Genomic DNA, 20,490 nt, shown 5'->3' on the forward strand with positions numbered 1-20,490 from the left:
ATGGCCCCGCTGGACCTGGACCAGGCCGAGGCGGCGATGGCTGCATCGCGCCTGCGGGTCCAGCCGACCACCCGGATCGAGGTGTGGACGCGCGACGGGTTCGCCGGCACCATCGGCATGTTCGAGACCGTGCAGGTGAAGTGGTCTGCCCGTGGGCAAGCTTCCTTCACGTTGCAGGGCCGCGACCCGCTGGCCGGCATCATCCGCTCCTGCCGCAAAGCTCTGGTGCGGGTGCGCATCCACCAGGGCGACGTCCACTGGGACGGCCGTGTGTGGATCGCCCGTGACTCCGGTGTCGGCGCCGATTGGCGGGTCACCGCTGAATGCGTCGGCGTGGAGAAAATCCTCGACGGCATACTCACCTACCCCGAACCGCTGGTGGGGGAGGAGCTGCTGCAGGTCATCCGCAAGTCGGTGTACACCGGCCCGGTGGCCACCGGCTTGCTGACGCTGATAGCCCTGAATGTGCAGCGCTTGTGGAGGCCGCACCGCCAGTGGGGAATCCCCATCACGGTGATCCCCATCAACCCGCTGATGGACGGCTCCCCGTGGCGCACGTGGGCGCTGGCTATGGAGCCGATCTCCCAGGTCGCGGAGGAGATGCTCAAGGATGGGCAGGGGTGGCGGCTGCGGGTCCGCCAGTGGCTGCCCGGCGATGAGCCGCCGATGCGGCCGTGGCCGTACACGAAGCCGCGGATCGTCATCGACATGGTGCGCGCCCCGTGGCAGCACGGTGTCGGCGGCGGGTACACCATCCTGTCGTCCCTGGCCCGGGAGATGCTCGGCTTCGTCGGCGACGCGGTCGGGTGGATCGGGCAAGGGGCGTCGCGCCACATCTCGAAACGCTGGGATGAGCTGATCAACGGCAAGCCGGTGCCGGCGGTGATCTGGCAGCACGGCTGCGCCGGTGTCCTCGACGCCGAGGTGGACAACGCACACCCCACGTCGGTCGCCGCCGTCGTCGGCGGGACGGCCCCGGACTGGCTGAACACGCTGATCGAGGACGGCACCGCGTACGCCGTCACGTCGCTGATGGCCGGGATGGGCGTGGTGATGCCCGGCATGGGCGGCATCGTCGGCAAGGCGATGACCAACCGGGTCGGCACGTACCAGCGGCACACCGACTGGGAAAACCTCCTGGCCATTGGCCCTGAGGCGATTCCGGAGACGTTCCAGTCGACGTCGGCGGCGCTGACCTTGTCGGCGGCGCAGGCGGGGCAGCGTGCCCTGTGGGAGGCGGCGCCGACGACGTACGCGAAGCTCACCGTCCGCGACGGCCTGCCGTGGACCTTCGGTGAGGACTACGACCTGGGTGAGTCCTGCGGCTGGTGGCACGCTGACGGCGACCTGTATGTCGGGCCGGTCACCGAGGTCGATCTGCTGGTCGACCGGAATGAGGGTGCGGCGACGTCGACTTCGCTGGGTACCCCGCCGGCGATTCCGCCGGGGGAGCGGGCCCGCCGTACCGCATCCGGCGCATTGACCATGGTCAACGCCCTGACACTGAAGTACTAGGAAAGGAACTGCTGTGGTTGAATTTTCGATGCCCGCGACGCTGAAACTCCTGCTGAAGGATCAGTGGGATATCCGCGCCACGCAGCGCGGCGTCCTCGTGATGGAGGGCGGCAACACGATCAACGCGGAGATCCCTGCGATTAAGGGCGACAAGGGCGACCGGGGTACGGACGGTACGCCGCCGCGGTTCCACGCCCCGGTCGCCGAAGCTGACCTGCCGGACCCGCGCACGCTGACCAACGATGATCTGGGCTGGTTCTGGCCGATATCTGGGTCGACGACGGTGTACCAGTGGAATGGGCGCGAGCTGGTGCCCATCCCGAATTACCTCGGTGCCCGGGGCGAGACCGGGCCGGCGCCGGTGATGCGCATCGGCGACGTGCAGACGCGGGACATTCCGGCGGCCCGGATCTCCACCGATGCGGAGGGCACGGTGGTGCTGTCGCTGGATCTTCCCCGGGGGCTCAAGGGCGACCCGGGCGCGAAGGGCGATACGGGGGATGCCGCCCCGATCTCCTCGTCTCAGGACTACGACGACGGTGGCACCCCGGCGGCGCCGGGGGACGTGCTGACGATGCGGGAGGACGGGGACTGGGGGCCGGCTAAGCCGCAGATCGGTGCGGGGTCGGTGAAGAAACACGGCGCCGACTCTGATTGGCAGGCGGTGAATACCGGCCCGAACTGGAAGGGCGACTACGTGTCGCTGACGACGCTGAGGATTCCCGCCCAGCCGTTCCCGTGGGAACCGGAGGTGTACGGCCTGGTCGACGTGAAGGTCGACGGCATCGCCGTGCGCATGGATGTCGAGGCGCACCTCGGCGCGGTGTCCGGCCCGCTGCTGGCGCTGGGCCCGGGCATGCAGGCCGCGTCGATCTTGGGTGAATGGATGCCGCGCCAGCTGGTGCCCGCCGCCGACGAGACCGCGGCGTTCAACGCGTCCTCGTCGATCGTGCCGGCGGGGCAGGAGGCGACGATCCATCTCATCGCGCGCCGTGTGGAGTCGCTGTCGGGGATCACGGTGCAGACCCGTAAGGAGCGGGCGTACCTGCGGGTCAATGTGAACCCGGTGCGGGTGGAGGTGCCGTGATGTTCGGCTTGGAGTCGGTGGGCCGGGGCCGTGATGTGCGGGTCGAGGGTGCTGGGGTGCCGGAGTTTGAGACTCCGTTGGGTGCCCCGGCGGCGGAGCTCGCGGCTCAGGCGTGGCGCGGTCAGGTTGAGCAGCCTCGGGAGGATAAGCTGGCGGAGCTCCGCACGTGGGTGGACGGCTTGCCGGCAAAGTTGCGGGACAGCTTTCTCGGTGAGGCGGTGGCCGGTTTCGAGGAGGTGTCGAACGGTATCCGCGATGGCCTGGTGCAGGGTTTCGCTGACGCGATTCGTGATGCCGAGGGCCTGGGGGAGCGGCTCATCCCGGTGCGTGATGCCGCGCGGGCGCTGATCCGCCCGGTGGAGGACCGGATGACGCAGGTGGAGGAGTCGCAGCTATCGGAGGAGGAGCAGTTGGCGCTGTTGGAGGGTGTCCGAGGCTACGGCGCGGCGTACCAGCGGTGGAATGAAAATTTGCGAAGTGCGCCGGGAAATCGCCGGAGAATTTCCCTCGCACCTCACGGTGCGGCAAAGGGGGTAAGGGTTGAGGGAGGCGGAATCTTCATCGACGAGCCGGGGGTGTGGACGGTTCATGCGCAGGTTTTCGCGCGAGGTACCTCCTTCACCCCAGGGTTGGGATCGGATGATATTACGAAACTTTTCGTGATCCTCAGGGAATATCAGCCGGTTTATAAAACGTCGACAATAAAAGAAGTGTACGGAAAGGGTGGTAATGGCCCCCACCATATCCAGGCGAGTTTTACCGTCGTGATTGAGAACGCCCCCGCGCTGCTCGATTTTGAGGTCTTCTCAGATAGGTGGCGGTACTTCGACGGGGGGACGGCCCTGACGTCCTTTTCGGTCGTCAAGACGGACAGCCGGGTCGAAAATCCGGGAGAGGTGACGGTGCCGGATGCATGATCTTGACTTGCAGGCCTTATCGGATGAGGAGTTCCGCACGCTGCGGCGTGCGGTGCTCGATGAGAAGGCCCGTCGGGATTCGGCGCCGGCGGTCGAGGAGGCCCTCGACTCGGCGGCGCAGGAGTACCACGCGGCGAATCCACCGGCCACCACCGACGACGGCACCCCGGTGTGGTGCCAGCCTTTGGGCGCGTTTGATGCGTGGCCGGTCGGCGCGGTCGTCGCGCACGCCGGGCGGCGCTGGCGCAACATCCTGCCGAAGGTGAATGTCTGGGAGCCGGGTGCGGATGGGCCGGTGCCGACGTGGGAAGAGCTGCGCGAGCCGGAGCCGCCGGCGGATGGGCAAACCCCGCCGGTCGACTCCGACCCCGAGCCCGAGGTGCCCGCGTGGGCCCCCGGCGTGACGTACCCCGTCGGGCACCTCGTCACCCACGACAGCGCGACGTACCGCGTCGTCCAGGCCCACACCTCCCAGACCGGATGGGAGCCACCGGCTGTCCCCGCCCTCTGGCAATCCGCCTGACCACCAACCCCCAACCCCGCACCCCACCGTGCGGGGTTTCCTCATGAAAGGAGGAGCCGCATGGCCCGCCAATGGCCCATGAAACGCGGAACCTACAAGCTCACCAGCGGATTCGGCCCCAGATGGGGCACCCACCACTCAGGCCTAGACTTCGGCGCCCCCGACGGCACCCCCTTCTACGCATGCGCCGGAGGAACCGTCACCCACATCGGCCCCGCCACCGGCTACGGCCAATGGATCGTCATCGACCACCCCGACAGCGAAGGCGGCGGCTGCACCGAATACGGCCACATGTGGAACGCCTACGCCACCGGCCTCCGCGTCGGATCCAAAGTCCACGCCGGCCAGCTCATCGGCTACGTCGGATCAAACGGCCAATCCACCGGCCCCCACCTTCACCTCACCGTGTGGGAACGGGGCTACGGTGGCCGCCGAATCGACCCCGAGGTGTGGCTCAAGGACGCCCCCCACCCCGGAGAAACACCGAAGGAGGAGCCGAAGATGATCCTCGGCATCGACATCAGCGAGCACCAGGATGGCCTGCCCCTGCGTGAAGCGAAGGCGCAGGGGGTGGAGTTCGTCATCATCCGCCTGTGCGACGGCACCTACCGCGACAAGACGTTCGCGTCCCACCTCGCCGACGCGGAACAGCAGGGGCTGCTGGTCTCCACGTACTGGTACCTCCGCGCCCCCTCCGAGGGCACCACCATCGCCCAGCAGGTCGACGTCATCGACCAGCAGATGAACGGCCGCCGAGACCTCGGCGTGTGGATCGACGTCGAAAGCGTCGGCCCGGGAAACGCGAAGCTGCTCACCGCAGACGATGTGTGGGCCGCCAAACGCGAGCTGGAAAAGCGCGGCTACCACGTCCCCGGCATCTACTCCGGTGCCTGGTACTGGGAGCACATGCCCGGAGGCGAACCCAGCATGGACGGACTCGGGCACCTGTGGGTCAGCCACTACGGCCGCAACCGCCGAGGCATCCCGCGCACCCTCTACGCAGATGACGGAGGCGACAACCACCCCGGCTGGCGATACCCGCTGGGCGACCGGCTGCCCGACATCCTGCAATTCGGATCCCAGGGCGCTGTCGCGGGGAAGCTCGTCGATGTCAACGCCTGGCGGGGGTCACTGGACGAGCTGCGCTCGATCTTCAACGGCACCAGCGCGCAGAGGCCCGCACCGACACCGGGGGAGGAGGTACCCACGATGGACCGCATGGACATGGAGGTCGCCAGCTTCGCCGGAGACGGCGCAATGGTCGCCCCCTTGTGGCATTTCATCCTCCACGCCGACCGCAATTCCTTCGACGCGATGCACGCCGCTCGTCGCTGCGAGGAGCGCCTGTCGGTGATCGAGGAGAAGCTCGACCGACTCCTCGCGAAGTAGCCCGCACTCACTGCTCTCTCACTGCTCTCTCACTTCTCTGTCACTGCTCTCACTCTAAGAGAGTGACGGCACTGACGGTCTGCACTGACAACCCACGGCCACCCACCCCGGGTGGTCCTTTTTCATGCCCCAAGGAGGCACAATGTTCACTCGAGAATTCGCCATCGACGCCGCCACCCGCGCCATCAAGACCATGGCCCAATCCATCATCGCCGTCCTCGTCGTCGGCGTCCCGATCTGGGACATCGACTGGGCCAGCGGCATCGGCATCGCCCTTACCGCCGGCGTCCTGTCCTTGCTCACCTCCCTCGCCGACCCCACCGTCGACGGACGCGGCACCACCGGCGGCGAGTACGTCGGCGCCCACCGCCGGGACCTCTAGCCGTGTGGCGCGTCAGAGTGCTCACCGCCGGTTGGTGCGTGTGGGCATGGATGACGGCCGTCGCCTACCTCTCCGGGCCGGACATCTCCCACCTGCAGCCAATCGTCGCCATGGTCTCGCCGCAGTGGTGGTCATGGCTGTGGGGCGCGGCCGCAGCCGTACTGGCCGTCGGCCTCGTCCCCTGGCGATGGTCGGGATGGGCACGCGTCGCCGGCTTGACCCTCGTCGCCGCACTGTGCACAGCCTGGTGCGTGAGCTTCACCCTCATGTGGATTGAGGGAGAGACCACCCGGGGATGGGTCAGCGCGAAGAACTACGGGCTGACGGCCTTTCTGGCCGTGGGCAGCGCATGGTGGGTGAGTATCAGGGGGCGATTTGACCGGTGATTCCCAACGAGGTGATCGTCGGCCTGTCAACCGCGGCCGTCGGCATTATCGCCGCGGTCCTCGGCTGGCGCGGCAAGAAACAGGAAACCTCCGCAACGTCACTGACCGCGATGATGTCGGAGCAGGCGCAACGCATCGACAAGCTCTGGGCGCGCCTCGACACCGTGGAGCGTGATCTGCGGGAGACCCGCCGGGAGCTGGCCGCCGAGCAAGAGCAGTCCTATTCCCTCCGCCGTCTGCTGCAAGATGCTTTCGACTGGCTGCTGGAATGGTCAGCGTGGGCGTCGTCTGACCGGCGACACGCCCCGCCGCAGCCTGACCTGAGGCTGATTGAGGAGGCCCTTGAGCGGGCCCGCAACCCGCCCGAGTAACCCAACTGGCCCCCACCGTCATGGTGGGGGCCCTTTTGGTGTTTCGTGGGGAGCTCGCCGCGCGGAGTCCGTGCCGCGGGGTTACCGTCACCATTGGCCGCGCGCCCCGCTCACTGGCTCACCGGGCGGCGGCCACGCCCCGGCGCACCCGCACCCCTCCCGACGGGACCGCGCCGGGGCAGGCGGGATGACCCGGTCCCGCACTGGTCCCGCATTAGCCGTGCGAGCCCAGCAAAAACAGCAGGCCCAGCAAGCCGAGCAGTCTTAGGCAATGGCCGTCTACCAGCCAATACAGAATCCACCCAGCCCACCTAACCCCACCCAAAAGATCACCCAGATCTACGAGGGCACCAACCAGGTCTGCAACATGGTCGTCGGCCGCCAGCTCCTGGCCGAGGGCAAGAACAAGCGCTAACCAGCACAAACAAAACGCCCCCACCTGGAATGGTGGGGGCGTTTTCGCATGACGGCCGGCCGGCGGACGCCTGCGGCCCGGGCCTTACACCTCGACGCCGGCGGCTCGGGCCAATGCGGGCAGGCCGGTCGCCGCGGTGGTCCGCCACGTGTGAGTGGCATGAGGAGTGAAATCGGTGTCGTCGGGCGAGATCTCGATGACCGGCAGCCCCGCCGACACCGCCATCAGCGGCAGCCCGGCGGCGGGGAACACCACGCCGGAGGTGCCCACGACGACCATCAGGTCGCAGTGGCGGGCGTGGGTTTCGGCCTCGTTCCACTCCGGCACGGGCAGCGATTCGCCGAACCACACGACGCCCGGACGGACGAATCCCAGTTCGCACACGTCGCAAAACGGGGGCAAGAGCTTGGCGACGGGCTCGTCGGGAAGCTCGGGCTCGGCCGCCGCGGCGCCGCAGTGGTCGCAGCGGAACGCAAAGAGGCTGCCGTGGAGGTGGGCGATGGAATCCTCGCCGGTGCCACCTCGTTCGTGCAGGTCGTCGATGTTCTGGGTGGTCACGTGGCCCCATCCGGCGCCGCGGTCGAGCACGTCGCACCAGGCGGCGATGGCCTCGTGTCCGGCGTTGGGTTCGGCCTGCCGCGCGAGTTTCATGCGCCACAGGTACCAGGGCCAGATGGTGGCGGGGTCGTTGCGCCAGGCGTCGAAATTGGCCATGGCCTGCGGGTCGACCTTGGACCACAGGCCGGTTTGGGCGTCGCGGAAGGTGGCCAGGCCGGATTCGGCGCTCATGCCGGCACCGGTGAAGAATTCGATGCGGCGGGCGTTGCGGGCGAGTTCGGCGATCGGTTCGGGGACGTCGATGCCCGCGTCGCCGGGGCGGGAGTCGTCGTGATGGTTTCCGTCATGGCGGCTCATGACCCCAGGGTAGGCGGGTTTTCCTTTGTTTGACTTTCCCTTTGCTTGACGACGTCTCGGTGCGGGGGCGGGACGTCGTCAAGCATGGAAAGGGGTAGGGGCGGCGGGCCGGGTCAGGAGGCCACGGCCGATTCGCGCAGCGCCAAGCCGGCGGCGGTCACGACGACGATGAGACCCGCCCAGCTGAGCAGCGACATGTGCTGGCCGAGGACGACGATGCCTGCGATGGCGGCAGTCGCCGGGGCGAGCGCCGTGAGGGTGGCGAAGAGGCCTGCGGGCAGGACGCGCAGGGCGGCCATGTCGATGCCATAGGGGATGATGCTCGACATCACGGCGACGATCACGCCCAGCGCGAGCACCCGCGGGTCGATGAACGCGGCGGGCGCGGTGAACAGACCGATCGGTGCAAGGCCGATGCCGCCGACGGTCAGGGCCAGCGCCAGGCCGGTCTGGCCGGAGAAACGGGCTCTTCAGGATTTAGAGTGCGTTGATCTTGGTGTGCAGCTGTCCGGAGTGGATCAAGGATCGCAAGATGTAGTGCCCGAGGTTCTTGAACCCCAGAGCGATGCCGCGCAGATGCTCCAGGCGCCCGTTGATCGCCTCGACGGGCCCGTTGGACGCGCCGATATCGAAATACGCCAGCACGTCCTTCTGGCGCCGGTACAGCGTGTTTCCCAGCTGCTTAATCTCCTCTAACCCCTTCGGCATCGTCGATGAACGCAGCGTGCTGATCACCTTCTGCATCAGCTTCTTGCCCTCGGCTTTCTTCGGGTACTGATAGGCGGCGATGATCTGCTGATACACCGACCACGTCACCTCCAAAGCCACGTAGTCTTCGTCGGTGGCCCACAGTTGCTCGAGTCGCCGATGCTGTCGATCAGTGAGGAAGTCAATCCTGGTCAACAGGGTTTTCCGGTTCTTATACAACGGATCGTTTTTCTTGCCCCGCCGCCCGGTGGTCATCCGCTGCAGGCGCTGCCGGCACACGGTCAACTTGTCGGCGGCCAGGTGCACCACGTGAAAGGGATCCATCACCGCCTGCGCCCGCGGCAGGGCCTGTTTGGTGGCGGTGGCGTAGCCGGCAAACCCATCCATCGTGACAACCTCGACCCGGTCGCGAAAGCCCTGCCCACGCTGGCCGAGCCAATCGCTCAGTACCGCGGCGCTACGACCCGGGACCATGTCCAGCAACCGGGCCGGTCCGGCGCCGTCGATGACGGGGGTGATGTCGACGAGCACGGTGACGAACGAGTCCGGCTCACCGGCCCGGTGGGTGTGCTTCCACACGTGCTCGTCCACGCCCAGCACGCGTACCCCGGCAAGGTGGCCGGGGTCGTCATAGACCAGGTGCCGGCAGGCATCCAGGGCGAGGTCGTTGACCAGGTCCCAGCCCAAGCCCAGGGCTTTGGCGGTGGCGGAGATACTCATTTTGTCGATCGCCAACCGTTGCAGAATCCAGCGGGTCACCCGGCGAGTGACGGTGCGCCCGCGTTCGGCGCAGGCCAGTTCGCCCTGGTAGATCCGCTGGGTACAGGACTGATTCAGGCACAGGAACCGCGGCACGCGTACCTGCAACCTGGTGGGGAAGCCGACGACGGGAAGATCGGTCAGCCGGCGCACGACGTGATCACGCAGCCGGCCTGTGTGTCCGCAGCCCGGGCACTTGTCGCAGGAGTCGATGGGACGAGCACTGATGACCGTGAACTCGCCGGCATCCGCGGCATCGGTGATCGTTAATCCCAGCTCCGCGGTGCGGCAAATGGTGTCGGCGACGAGGTTGAACGTAGGCTGCATCGTAGGGTCCTGGTTCGGTCAGATGGTTGTGTGGTAACTCTCATCTTGTACCGGCCAGGGCCCCTACATGTTGTGCCACCCCGACATATCACTTCCCGCTAATTACGCACTCCAGATCCGGATGAGCCGAGAAACGTCGACCGGTGCCCTCGGTGGTGAGGATGTAGCCCGCCCAGAACGCGCCGGCGATCAGCGCGCAGGCGACGCCCGCGACGGTGAGGTCGTGCAGGCCCGACCAGCCGAGCATGACCACGCCGCCGAACGCCAGCGCAGTAAACGCCAGCGCCCGGGGCCTGCGGGCGCGGGCGGCGGACAGGATCAGCGGCCCGACCAGCTCGAACGTCACCGCCGCGCCGAGCGGGATGCGGTCGATGGACAGGTAGAAGAAGAAGTTCATCAGGCCCATCGTCGCCGCGAGCCCGGCCAGCCACGCCCAATCCGTTCCCGACAAACCGCGCAGGCGCGGGCGCAGCAGGACCATGAGGATCAGCCCGGCCAGACCCATCCGCAGGGTGACGACGACGCCCGCCGACGACGCGTCGATCGCCATCGCGGCGAACGCCGACCCGAATTCGAGCGAGAACATACCGATGACCAGCAGAACCGCGAAGAACCACAGGCGCGAGGCGGTTGGAGAGCCGGAACCCGGGCCGGAACCGGACTCGGGGCCGGGGCCGGCGGAGGAGCCGAGATTGCCGGCGGGAGGAATGGTGGTCACGGTGTTACGTCGTGGCGAAGAAGGCCCGGTTGTCGGGGCCGCGGTAGGACTGGATGGTCGCCCACGCGGCGATGGCGGAGGCGACGGCGATGAGCACGGTGACGGTGCCGTCGATGAATTCGGCGGCGCCGGAGCCCGCCCCTACCTGGTTGGCGCCGGTGGCCAGGGCGATGACCGACAGCACGGCGCTGATGGTGAACACGGTCGCGGCGATGCTGAGGATCATCCGTGCGGCGACGCTGCCGCGCAGCAGTTTTCCGGCGAGCAGCCAGCACGCCAGTGCCACGGCGCCCTGCAGAATGGTCGCAAATGCGACGCTGATCAGCACGGACGTCTGCGCCTGGGATTCGGTGGGGACGATGGTGCCGGTGGTGCCGGATTGCGCCGCCTCGATCATGCGGTCCCAGTTGAGGATCGCGGTGGCCACGGTCAGGGCCAGCGCCGGCAGGTATACGCCGACGGCGATGCGCCACAGCCGGCTGGCTTGCGCCGCGTGATACGGGGTGGTGCGGTGCGGGGTGGGATCGGCGCTGGATTTCATGGTGATCAATGTATCAACGAGTCGTCATGGGCCTTCATGAGTTGGCCCGTCACCTGGGATTATGAACGTCTGCTCAGACAGATCTGTTCAAACCCTCATGTGATGGGGTACGGTGCGGGGTATGTAAAGGTGTTGCGCAGGTGCCGACCGTCCCGGTTCCGCGTCGCAGGCCATTCCCCGCGTGGCGGCGAGTCGCGTGGTGGCTGGCCGGGCGTCGATCCTGCGCGTGGATGGATCGTACGACGATCAGACAGGGGTGTTCGGTGGCTTCCGAGGTGGTTGTTTCGACCGTGGAATCCGATCCCGGGTTCGATCCCGTCGCTCAGCGTCGGGCCATCATCAACCGGCTCAAGCGCGCCCATGGGCAGCTGGCCGGCGTCATCGCGATGATGGAGGAGGACCGCCACTGCCGTGATGTGGTCACGCAGTTGGCGGCGGTGTCCAAGGCGTTGGATCGCGCCGGTTTCAAGTTGGTGTCGTCGTCGATGCGCGGCTGCCTCAACGGTTCGGGCGAGGGCAATCTCACCCCGGATGAGATCGAGGAGCTGTTCTTGCGCCTGACGTAGGCGCGGATGTGGGCGCCTGACCTGGGCGTCTGGCGTAGGCGCCTGAGCTGGAAGTCTATTTGTAGTCGCGGGCGTGGGCGCGGGGCCGGGGCGGCGGTGTGGCCGCGTCCCGGTCTTTTTCTCTTTGCCGTCGCGTCGTTGTCGCTACACCACGCTCGCCCGATGGGGGTCGGCGAGCACGGTGCCCTTCTCGCGCCATTGAGTGCGCAGTTCGGCGACGCCCTTGGCCCGTGCGAGGGCGAATTCGTTGGGGGTGGCCGGCACCGGCTGCAGGATCGACACGGTGGCCGGTCGTGCGTCGTCCGCCGCCGGCGCGCCGATGCCCATGGCCAGGGGAGTGCCGAACACGTCCATGTCGGAGTCGGTGCCGTCCCCGGCTTTTTCGTCCCCGTCCTGTCCGGCGCCACCAATCTCGCCGCCGTTTCCTCCGACGGTCACGTCGGGGACGTCGGCGTCGACGAGCACGAATCCGGTGAAGCGCGCGTCGGGCCACAGCGGCTGGCCGAAGTCGAGCAGCGCCCCGTCCTGCAGAACGAGGCCTTCGATGGAGGGGGAGGCGGCGAGCATCGCCAGCGGCCGCGTCACGGCGTCGAGTCCGCCGATGATGGGCAGTGCCAGTTCGGCGCGCGGCCCGTCGTCGGGGTCGGTGACCATGGCGGATGGGTCCTGCATGGGCGATCGCGAGCAGCCGAGCGTGGCGTAGGTGACGGTGCCGTCGCGGTCGGGGCCGAACCGCAGCACGGTGAGGGGGTCGGCGCCGAGGAACGTCAGCTTCGCTTCGCCGGGGGCGCTTTCCTCGAAGTAGCCGCACAGGTGGGCGCGCACCGCGTCGATGATGGCCGTCATGGTTCCCGCTTTCCGGTTGTTCGGGTGGTCGTTGCTTTACGACGCTAACGCGTGGGCCCAACGGCCGGCGCATCCGGGCCCTGACCGATGGCGACGCGTTTGGGGTGGGGCTGGTTCGCTTCGGCGAGCCTGACGTCGTTTGACCATGTCACGGGGCATCCGGCGGCGGCGAGCCAGGAGTCGACGTCGCCGTCGTGGGCGGTGATGCCGGCCAGTGCGCCGAAGGCGCGGTCGATGGCCCAGGCGCCGGCGTCGGCGTCGACGATGCCCGCGGCGATGGCTGCGGTGAGTTCATCGGTGTCGTCGACGTGGACTGCGCCGTCGAGGACGAGCAGGTCGAGGTAGAGATCGCGCGTGCGCCACACCGTCGCAGAGGCGGCGTCGGGCATGGCGTCTGCCGTGGCTCCTCGCGCGGTCGGGTGGTCGGAGGCATCACCGTCGCTCCACGTCACTTCGGCGACGTCGAGGTAGCGATGGCTGGTCGCCGCCACGCCGGGGCGGAAGTGGAAGATGTTCGCCCGCAGGCCCAACGAGGGCAGCAGCCATGATTCGAGGTACCCGAACTGCGGGTGATCGGCGCCCCGTGCCATGTACAGGCCGTGGGGGTGGACCTCGAAGACGTCGACGGCGCGGACGAATCCCTTCGGGTCGACGTTGGCGCGGGCCCCGATGTCGAAGGTCTCCAGCTTCGGCACGTGCAGGTCGGACATGGTCCCGACTGTAGTGCGCCGCCCGGATCGACGGAGCCGACCGGCCGTCGGGTCAGCCGAAGAGGCCGAACAGTCCCGACTTCTTGGGCTGGCCGGGCTGGTTGGCCGGGCAGGTGCACTGGCGGTCCTTCGGCACGGTCGCCATGACCTGATCGACGTGCATGCCGCAGCCTCCCCACGTGGTCTTGTGGCACTTGGGGCATTCGACGGGGTAGCACATGCGGGTCTCCGTGGGGGTAGGTGAAGCTGTGGGCTGTTTCTGCGGCGACCCGGGCCGGGCCGCCGCGTCATCGCAGGTGACTATACCCCACTGGGGATGCAAGTGCGGCATCGGAGACCAAGGTTCGGTTGCCGCCGCAGCGGTGCCAGACCTCGAACACGGCGAAACCCCGCCCTCCCGCCGTGCGGCGGGGAGACGGGGTCGTCGTAAAGCGAAGAGCCGAAGCTACTGAACCACGGTGTAGGTGGCGGTCGGGGTGTAGTTGCACTCCGACGGGCCGTTCTCGCCGTTGGTGGTGAAGCCACCCTCGATGGCCGAGACGACGATGCCGGAACCGGTGTCCGCGACGCCGTTGACGGTGCCGTGGCTGTCCTCGTTGACGCCGTTGTAGGTCAGCGGGGTGGTGCCGTACTTGCCGTTGGTGATGTTGACCCAGTGGACCTTCATGGTCGACTGGCCGTTGTACACGCCCTTGGTGCCCAGGCCGGTGAAGACGTAGCCGACCTGGTGGGCCGGAACGCCCGGCAGCGGCAGAGCCGCGGGGCCCGGGATGGAGGTCGCCATACCGAAGGAGCGGCCCTCGCCGTTGATGCAGTTCTCGGCGACGCTCGGCAGCGGGAAGTCCGAGGTGGTCGGAGCGTTCTCCGGCTCCTCCCAGCCGGGCTCGCCGGAGCCGGTCAGGAAGGCCGACACGCGCTCGAGCGCGGAGCGGATCTCCTCCGGCACGGCTTCCTGGCTCGTGATCCGCTCGATGGCCGCGGCAATCTCGTTGGCCGGCAGATCGGAGCTGCTCGGCGCCTGCGGGATGGAGCCGTAGTCCGGGGTCGGCAGACCCGGCAGGGCCGGCTGCGCCATGGAGGCGGGGGCGATGCCGGCCGACAGCAGAGCGGCGGTGCCCAGGGCGGCCGCGATGCGGCGGATGTTGGTGCGACGGTTCGAGACCACGGTTGAAATACCCCTCGTAGGTCGTAGCTGATGATCACCTGAGGTGACGTTGATGGAAGTGACGCCATCATAAGGGGCACAAACTCATTTGGGAAAAGATTCGGTAAATTTCTTCCCCCCGCACAAGAATGTTGCCGGCGAGTCTGATGTGGTTGATGTGACGTGTGTGGTAGGGGGTTAACGCTGGTGTTCGCGCCGGACCCCCGAAAAGGCCGCGAACTCCGCCAAAGGAGTGTGCGGCGCCGCGAATGCAGGGGCGACGGGGGTGGGCGGGTGCCGCCAGCCCCGCCGACCCTTGAAATCGCGTCCGCCCCCGGCAAGCGAGTAGCCTGTACCCGCCGGGCCCGTCGGGGCCCACCTGCCTCAATCTCCAAGGAGCACCCCCCACGTGAACGAAACCGAGTTCCGCAACGTAGCCATCGTCGCCCACGTCGACCATGGCAAGACCACCCTCGTCAACGCCATGCTGGAACAGTCCGGCGTCTTCGGCGACCACGGGGAGGTCGCCGACCGCGTGATGGACTCCGGTGACCTGGAGAAGGAAAAGGGCATCACCATCCTGGCCAAGAACACCGCCATCCGACGCAAGGGCGCGGGCAAGGACGGCCGGGACCTCATCATCAACGTCATCGACACCCCCGGCCACGCCGACTTCGGCGGCGAAGTCGAACGCGCCCTGTCCATGGTCGACGGCGTCGTGTTGCTCATCGACTCCTCCGAAGGCCCGCTGCCGCAGACCCGCTTCGTGCTGGGCAAGGCGCTCGCGGCCTCCATGCCGGTCATCATCGTGGTCAACAAAACCGACCGCCCCGACGCCCGCATCGACGAAGTCGTCGAAGAAGCCCAGGACCTCCTGCTGGAGCTGGCCTCCACCCTCGAGGACCCGGACGCCGCCGAAGCCGCCGAGCGCAACCTCGAACTGCCCGTGCTCTACGCCTCCGGTCGCGCCGGCAAGGCCGCCACCGAAAACCCGGGCAACGGTAACCTGCCGGACTCCGACAACCTCCAGCCGCTGTTCGACGTCATCACCGAGGTGCTGCCGGAGCCGTCCGCCGACATCGACGCGCCGCTGCAGGCGCAGGTCACCAACCTGGACTCCAGCTCCTTCCTCGGCCGTATCGGACTGATCCGCATCCACAAGGGCCGCATCCGCAAGGGCCAGCAGGTCTCCTGGATCCACTACGACTCCGACGGCGAGGAGCACACCAAGACCGCCAAGATCGCCGAGCTGCTGCGCACCGTCGGCGTCACCCGCGTGCCCACCGACGAGGCCATCGCCGGCGACATCGCCGCGATCTCCGGCATCGACGAGGTCATGATCGGCGACACCCTCTGCGCCGTCGACGCCCCCGAGGCCCTGCCGCGCATCACCGTCGACGAGCCCGCGATCTCCATGACCATCGGCGTCAACACCTCGCCGATGGCCGGCCAGGGCGGCGGCGACAAGCTCACCGCCCGCATGGTCAAGGCCCGCCTCGACCAGGAGCTCATCGGCAACGTGTCGCTGCGCGTCCTGCCCACCGAACGCCCCGACGCCTGGGAGGTCCAGGGCCGCGGCGAGATGGCGCTGTCCATCCTCGTCGAGACCATGCGCCGCGAAGGCTTCGAGCTGACCGTCGGCAAGCCGCAGGTGGTCACCAAGACCGTCGACGGCAAGCTGCAGGAACCCTACGAGCATCTGACCATCGACGTGCCCGAGGAGCACCTCGGCGCCGTCACCCAGCTCATGGCCGCCCGCAAGGGCCGCATGGAGCAGATGGGCAACCAGGGCACCGGCTGGGTCCGCATGGAGTTCGTCGTGCCGTCGCGTGGCCTGATCGGCTTCCGCACCATCTTCATGACGGAGACCAAGGGCACCGGCATCGCCAACCACTTCTCCGCGGGCTATGACGACTGGGCCGGCGAGATCAAGGACCGCGCCACCGGTTCGCTCGTCGCCGACCGCAGCGGCCAGATCACCGCGTACGCGCTGTTGCAGTTGGCCGACCGCGGCACCTTCTTCGTCGAGCCGGGCGACCAGGCCTACGAGGGCATGGTCGTCGGCGCGAACCCGCGCGACGAGGACATGGACATCAACATCACCAAGGAGAAGAAGCTCACCAACATGCGTGCGGCGTCGGCCGACACGACGGTGACGCTGGACAAGGCGCGCTCCCTGACGCTGGATGAGGCCATGGAGTTCTGTGGCGCCGACGAGTGCGTCGAGGTCACGCCGGAGGGCATCCGCGTGCGCAAGCTGATCCTCAACGCCACCGAGCGCAACCGCGCCCGTTCCCGCGAGAAGGCCCGCAACCAGGGCAAGTAGTTCGCGTGGGGGTCGGTCCGGGCCGTGAAGTAGGCTGATCCCATGTTGGAACGCCAGAATCGCCGCCGCCGCACCGCTCTGTTGGGGAGCGTGGCGGCGGCGGTTCTGTTGTCGGGGTGCATGGCCAATCCGGGGGATGCGCCGACGGTCGGGGAGGATGAGCCGCCGCGCGAGGCGGCGGCGCGGGCGGAGGAGTCGCTGAAGCAGATCCGGGTGGGCGTCGACGCGTTCGGGGAGGGTTTCAATCCGCATTTGATCGCGGATGCGTCGCCGGTGACGGATCTGGTGGCGGCGTTGACGTTGCCGAGCGCGTTCGAGCCGGACCCGGAGGACCCGTCGCGGTGGCGGATGAGCCCGGATCTGTTGGAGAGCGCGGAGATCGTGCCGGTGGATGAGCCGGTGCCCGACGAAGATGCGGGGGATGGCGAGCGGGCCGACGGTTCCGGTGTGGACGGCGGTTCGGGCTCGGGGTCGAGCTCGGGCTCGGGCACGGGCTCGGATTCCACGGGGGCGGCCGAGGACGCCGCCCCGTCGATTGCCGCGGAGGCCCGGGACGCCGATGCCTCGGATGCCCGGGCCGGCGATACGCGCATCCGGTACCGCATTCGGTCGGGTGCGCAGTGGTCGGATGGCACGCCGATTTCGGGCGCCGATTTCCGGTACTTGCATGCGTCGTTGCTGGCCAATGCGGGCGTGTCGGATGCGGCGGGGTATGAGCGCATCAAGGCGATCACGGTGTCGGCGGGTGGCCGGCAGGTCGACGTGCTCGTCGATGGGGCGATGCCGGAGTGGCGGACGTTGTTCCGCAATTTGTTGCCGAGCCATGTGATGCGTCCGTCGGCGACGCCGTTCGTCGATCTTCTGGACACGAGTCTGCCGGCGTCGGGGGGTCGTTATACGGCGCAGTCCATCGACGTGGGCCGCGGCGAGGTGCGTCTGGTGCGCAACGATCGGTTCTGGGGTGATGTGCCGGCGAAGACGGACACGGTCATCGTTCGTTCGGTCGACGGTTCGGTGACGGGGGCGGAGCAGTTGCGCGCCGGGCAGTTGCAGGCGGTGCGGGTGCGTCCGCGGCAGACCACGGCGTTGACGTATGGGCTGGTGCCGGGAGCGGTGGAGACCTCGGCGGCCCTTCCGCGTGAGTTGACTCTGCATGCCAACGTCGCGTCGCCTTTGCTTGACGACGTCGCGGTTCGCCGTTCCCTGTTCTCCGCCGTTGACGTGGGTGCGGTGGCCGCGATTGCGACGGGGCGCACGGATGATCTTCGGATCCCGGATTCGCCGTATTCCGCGTCGGGCGCCGCGGCGACGTCGGGGGATCGGGCGCAGTCGCAGGAGCGGCGTGGGGGTCAAGGGGCCGGTGGCGACGACGGCCGGGAGTCGGGGCGGCGGGATCCGGAGGCCGCGTCGGTGGACTTGTCCAGTGTCGTCGACGGCGTGTCGGAGGACAATCCGCTGCTCATCGGCGTGATGGGCGAGGATCGGCAGGCGGTGGCGGCGGCGCGGGCCATCGCCGATCAGTTCACCGCAGCCGGGTTGCCGGCGCGGGTGACGGCGGCCGATGAGCAGACGCTCGCGGGCTCGTTGTTGCCGCATGGCCGCGTGGATTTCGTCGTGGCGTGGAATGACGTGGTCGATTCGCCGCAGAAGGCCGCGAGCCGGTGGGCGTGCCCGTCGGACAAGCGCCGGTCGACGCGGCCGGCGGGGGATGCGCGGCCGGGCGCGTCGACGGAGACGTCGGCCACGTCGGCCCCGGCCACCCCGGGTGCCACGTCGACCCCGGGCACCACGTCCGGGGCGACCACGACGCCGGAGCCGGGTGAGGGGACCGGGGAGAAGACGGGCGCCGCGCCGGCCGACGTCGCCCGCGGTTCGAACCTGTCGGGTCTGTGCGACGCGGCGATCGACGAGATGCTCGACGAGGCCGTCGGCGCGGGAACTGCCGGCGGCCTCGGGGTGGACGTCATCGCGCCGGAGGGGGCGGTGCCCGCCCGCATCTGCGACGCCGTCGACCAGGAGGCGGTCGAGCTGGGCATCGTGGTGGATCGGGTCCTCACGGTGATGGGGTCGGGCGTTGAGTTGCCGATCGCCGACGAGGACGCCACCGATCCCCTGGCATGGCCGTCCAGTCCGTTCATCGGGCCGCTGATGACCATCCCGGATTGGCGGCGAGTACCCTCGGCCACGACATCCGAGGTCGCCGACCCCGATGGCGATCCCAACGCCGACTCCGGGGCCGGTCCCAATCCCGACGCCGACGCCGACTCGGGGGCCGATTCCGACGCCGATGCGGAGCCGGGGGCCGATCCCGACGCCGACCCCGACGCCGCCGCACCCGATGGGGAGGGCGGACGGCGATGACGTCGGGACGTCGTCACGCAACCACCACCGACACCACGTCAGGAGCAGACATGCCCAACCCCGCCGACCACGCCCGCGATCTGACCGGGCTGCGCGTGGCGCTCGTGCACGCGCACCCGGACGACGAGGCGATCACCACCGGCGGCACCATCGCGCAGCTCGTCCGCCGCGGGGCGCAGGTGACGGTGGTGACATGCACGCTCGGCGAACTCGGCGAAGTCATCGGCGAGCCGTACCAGGGGCTCGTCGGCGGCGAATCCGACCAGCTGGGCGGCTTCCGCGTCCACGAACTCCACGCCGCACTGACCGCCCTGGGGTGCAACGGCCCCGGGCACGCGCCGGTGCATCTCGGCGGCGCGGGGCGCTGGCGCGATTCCGGCATGGTCGGCGACCCCGGCAACGACGACGAGCGGGCGTTCATCCGCTCCGGCGACGAGGCCCTCGACCAGCTCACCGCCGTGCTGCGCGACCTGCGACCCCATGCCGTGATCACCTACGACGCCGACGGCGGCTACGGCCACCCCGACCACATCCGCGCCCACGAGCTCACCGTCGCCGCGTGCGACCGGCTGCGGGCCGAGGCGCGGGTGGGCGGCGACGCCGGCGACGGCTCGGGCGAGGATTCGGGTACCGGCGGCGGCCCGGTGGCGGACGCCGAATTGTGGGCGACGATCTGGACGGTCACCGACGACGACGCCCTGCGCGCCGGCCTCGACGCCATCACCGTGGTGCCGCAGCCGTGGACCCGCGCCGGCTTCGACGACTTGCCGTCGGTCGCATCGGATTTCGCGGTACGGCTTTCCGACGCCGACGTCGCAGCCAAGACGGCCTCCCTGCGCGCCCACGCCACCCAGGTATGGGTCGGGGACGGCAGCGTGAGCATGGTCAACCCCCAAGCCGCCGTCGGGGCCGTGGACGCCTCGGGCGCGGCGCGGGGCACGTGGGCGCTGTCGAACCTCGTGTGCCAGCCGATCATGCCCGCCGAGCACTACCGCCTGGGCACCGCGGGCGCCGACCTCGCCGCCGTGTTGGCGGGGGAGAAGGAATGGGTTGCCGCCCCCGCCACCTCCGCGGAGACGGCGCGATGAACAAACCGGCCGAAGGCGGAGAGGTGGCCGTCGAAAAGCACTGGGGCGCCCCCGACCGCAGCCAAGTCCGCGAAGACGTCGGCCGCGGGGAAATCATCACCGGCATCCTCTGGCTGTCCATCGCCGCACTGGTGTCGCTCGTGCTCGAAGTCGCGTACCTGGGCATGCGCATCGACGTCGGCGGCGTGCCCATCCCCCTGCCGTGGACCATCGCCGCCGCATACGTGTTTAATCTCATAATTACTCGTACGGCGATGCTGTGGACGAAGAGCCGTAACATCGCACTCATCCCGATGTGGACCTGGATCGTCGGCTACATCTTCCTGTTCATCTGGACCGGCCTCCCGTTCGGCGGGGACCAGGTCCTCGGCGAGTCCATCCGATCGGTCATCCTGCTCATCGCCGGTATCGTCGGGGGCGGTTGGCCGCTCCGGCACCGCAAATGACACAATGGGGCGGTTACAACCAGCCCCGCATTCGTGAAAGGCCGTTTCCC

Annotated in this window: 23 protein-coding genes; 14 read left to right on the forward strand and 9 right to left on the reverse strand. The window is 68.5% G+C overall.

From position 1 onward, the window contains the following. The 9 genes from CFREN_RS04335 to CFREN_RS04375 all read left to right on the forward strand — a co-directional run bounded on the left by CFREN_RS04335 (position 1) and on the right by CFREN_RS04375 (position 6,985). Entirely contained in the window at positions 1-1,515 is a 1,515-nt protein-coding gene (locus CFREN_RS04335; protein WP_483400425.1) for a Gp37-like protein, read from the forward strand. Between the two features lie 13 nt (positions 1,516-1,528). Beyond that, entirely contained in the window at positions 1,529-2,602 is a 1,074-nt protein-coding gene (locus tag CFREN_RS04340; RefSeq protein WP_209653579.1) for a hypothetical protein, read from the forward strand. Next, a complete protein-coding gene (locus CFREN_RS04345; protein ID WP_209653577.1) occupies positions 2,602-3,519 on the forward strand; it encodes a hypothetical protein in 918 nt (305 codons plus the stop codon). Before CFREN_RS04340 ends, CFREN_RS04345 begins: the two co-directional genes overlap by 1 nt. Continuing rightward, on the forward strand, positions 3,512-4,042 hold the full coding sequence (locus CFREN_RS04350) for a carbohydrate-binding protein (RefSeq protein WP_209653574.1): 531 nt from the start codon (positions 3,512-3,514) through the stop codon (positions 4,040-4,042). The genes CFREN_RS04345 and CFREN_RS04350 overlap by 8 nt, the downstream gene beginning before the upstream one ends. A 60-nt stretch (positions 4,043-4,102) precedes the next feature. After that, the gene (locus CFREN_RS04355; protein WP_209653572.1) at positions 4,103-5,431 is read left to right on the forward strand and encodes a peptidoglycan DD-metalloendopeptidase family protein; all 1,329 of its coding nucleotides are present in this window, start codon (positions 4,103-4,105) and stop codon (positions 5,429-5,431) included. 142 nt (positions 5,432-5,573) lie between these two features. Further along, complete coding sequence (locus tag CFREN_RS04360) at positions 5,574-5,813, forward strand: holin (RefSeq protein WP_209653570.1); 240 nt, start codon at positions 5,574-5,576, stop codon at positions 5,811-5,813. Between the two features lie 2 nt (positions 5,814-5,815). Further along, positions 5,816-6,199, forward strand: coding sequence for a hypothetical protein (locus CFREN_RS04365; protein WP_209653568.1), 384 nt, complete (start codon positions 5,816-5,818; stop codon positions 6,197-6,199). Continuing rightward, positions 6,196-6,570 (forward strand): hypothetical protein, encoded by a 375-nt coding sequence (locus CFREN_RS04370; protein ID WP_209653566.1) that lies wholly within the window; start codon positions 6,196-6,198, stop codon positions 6,568-6,570. The genes CFREN_RS04365 and CFREN_RS04370 overlap by 4 nt, the downstream gene beginning before the upstream one ends. A gap of 271 nt (positions 6,571-6,841) precedes the next feature. Then, on the forward strand, positions 6,842-6,985 hold the full coding sequence (locus CFREN_RS04375; protein ID WP_209653564.1) for a hypothetical protein: 144 nt from the start codon (positions 6,842-6,844) through the stop codon (positions 6,983-6,985). A gap of 84 nt (positions 6,986-7,069) precedes the next feature. On the opposite strand, the gene CFREN_RS04380 is transcribed toward CFREN_RS04375, so the two are convergent. The 5 genes from CFREN_RS04380 to CFREN_RS04400 all read right to left on the reverse strand — a co-directional run bounded on the left by CFREN_RS04380 (position 7,070) and on the right by CFREN_RS04400 (position 10,953). Then, positions 7,070-7,900 (reverse strand): NAD-dependent deacylase, encoded by an 831-nt coding sequence (locus CFREN_RS04380; RefSeq protein ID WP_209653562.1) that lies wholly within the window; start codon positions 7,898-7,900, stop codon positions 7,070-7,072. Positions 7,901-8,013: 113 nt separating this feature from the next. Then, a complete protein-coding gene (locus CFREN_RS04385; RefSeq protein ID WP_209654734.1) occupies positions 8,014-8,343 on the reverse strand; it encodes an EamA family transporter in 330 nt (109 codons plus the stop codon). A gap of 34 nt (positions 8,344-8,377) precedes the next feature. Beyond that, positions 8,378-9,694 (reverse strand): ISL3 family transposase, encoded by a 1,317-nt coding sequence (locus tag CFREN_RS04390; RefSeq protein ID WP_209651995.1) that lies wholly within the window; start codon positions 9,692-9,694, stop codon positions 8,378-8,380. Between the two features lie 88 nt (positions 9,695-9,782). Beyond that, entirely contained in the window at positions 9,783-10,412 is a 630-nt protein-coding gene (locus CFREN_RS04395; protein ID WP_209653560.1) for an EamA family transporter, read from the reverse strand. 4 nt (positions 10,413-10,416) lie between these two features. Beyond that, the gene (locus CFREN_RS04400; protein WP_209653558.1) at positions 10,417-10,953 is read right to left on the reverse strand and encodes a hypothetical protein; all 537 of its coding nucleotides are present in this window, start codon (positions 10,951-10,953) and stop codon (positions 10,417-10,419) included. Positions 10,954-11,243: 290 nt separating this feature from the next. Here CFREN_RS04400 and CFREN_RS04405 point away from each other — a divergent pair, with 290 nt between their 5' ends. Continuing rightward, entirely contained in the window at positions 11,244-11,519 is a 276-nt protein-coding gene (locus tag CFREN_RS04405) for a metal-sensitive transcriptional regulator (protein ID WP_052054242.1), read from the forward strand. Positions 11,520-11,663: 144 nt separating this feature from the next. Here the strand turns inward: CFREN_RS04405 and CFREN_RS04410 are convergent, their stop codons facing one another. The 4 genes from CFREN_RS04410 to CFREN_RS04425 form a co-directional block, all read right to left on the reverse strand. Continuing rightward, the gene (locus CFREN_RS04410; RefSeq protein ID WP_209653556.1) at positions 11,664-12,365 is read right to left on the reverse strand and encodes a suppressor of fused domain protein; all 702 of its coding nucleotides are present in this window, start codon (positions 12,363-12,365) and stop codon (positions 11,664-11,666) included. A 44-nt stretch (positions 12,366-12,409) separates the two neighbouring features. Continuing rightward, on the reverse strand, positions 12,410-13,075 hold the full coding sequence (locus CFREN_RS04415) for a DUF402 domain-containing protein (protein WP_209653554.1): 666 nt from the start codon (positions 13,073-13,075) through the stop codon (positions 12,410-12,412). 52 nt (positions 13,076-13,127) lie between these two features. Next, on the reverse strand, positions 13,128-13,295 hold the full coding sequence (locus CFREN_RS04420; protein WP_209653552.1) for a DUF8730 family Cys-rich protein: 168 nt from the start codon (positions 13,293-13,295) through the stop codon (positions 13,128-13,130). Positions 13,296-13,520: 225 nt separating this feature from the next. Continuing rightward, positions 13,521-14,240 carry an Rv1157c family protein gene (locus tag CFREN_RS04425; RefSeq protein WP_209653550.1) on the reverse strand — a complete coding sequence of 240 codons (720 nt, stop codon included), beginning with the start codon at positions 14,238-14,240 and terminating at the stop codon, positions 13,521-13,523. Between the two features lie 388 nt (positions 14,241-14,628). Between CFREN_RS04425 and typA the strand changes: the two genes are divergently transcribed. From typA to CFREN_RS04445, 4 genes are read left to right on the forward strand one after another with little or no spacing between them, the layout of a single operon-like run. Beyond that, on the forward strand, positions 14,629-16,545 hold the full coding sequence (gene typA / locus CFREN_RS04430; protein WP_070523709.1) for a translational GTPase TypA: 1,917 nt from the start codon (positions 14,629-14,631) through the stop codon (positions 16,543-16,545). Between the two features lie 42 nt (positions 16,546-16,587). Then, a complete protein-coding gene (locus CFREN_RS04435) occupies positions 16,588-18,906 on the forward strand; it encodes an ABC transporter substrate-binding protein (protein WP_209653548.1) in 2,319 nt (772 codons plus the stop codon). Between the two features lie 50 nt (positions 18,907-18,956). Beyond that, complete coding sequence (mshB, locus tag CFREN_RS04440) at positions 18,957-19,994, forward strand: N-acetyl-1-D-myo-inositol-2-amino-2-deoxy-alpha-D-glucopyranoside deacetylase (protein ID WP_209653546.1); 1,038 nt, start codon at positions 18,957-18,959, stop codon at positions 19,992-19,994. Further along, positions 19,991-20,440, forward strand: coding sequence for a hypothetical protein (locus CFREN_RS04445; RefSeq protein WP_244979549.1), 450 nt, complete (start codon positions 19,991-19,993; stop codon positions 20,438-20,440). The genes mshB and CFREN_RS04445 overlap by 4 nt, the downstream gene beginning before the upstream one ends. The last annotated feature ends 50 nt before the right edge of the window (positions 20,441-20,490 follow it).

The sequence above is a fragment of the Corynebacterium freneyi genome, assembly GCF_030408835.1.
Lineage (GTDB): Bacteria > Actinomycetota > Actinomycetes > Mycobacteriales > Mycobacteriaceae > Corynebacterium > Corynebacterium freneyi.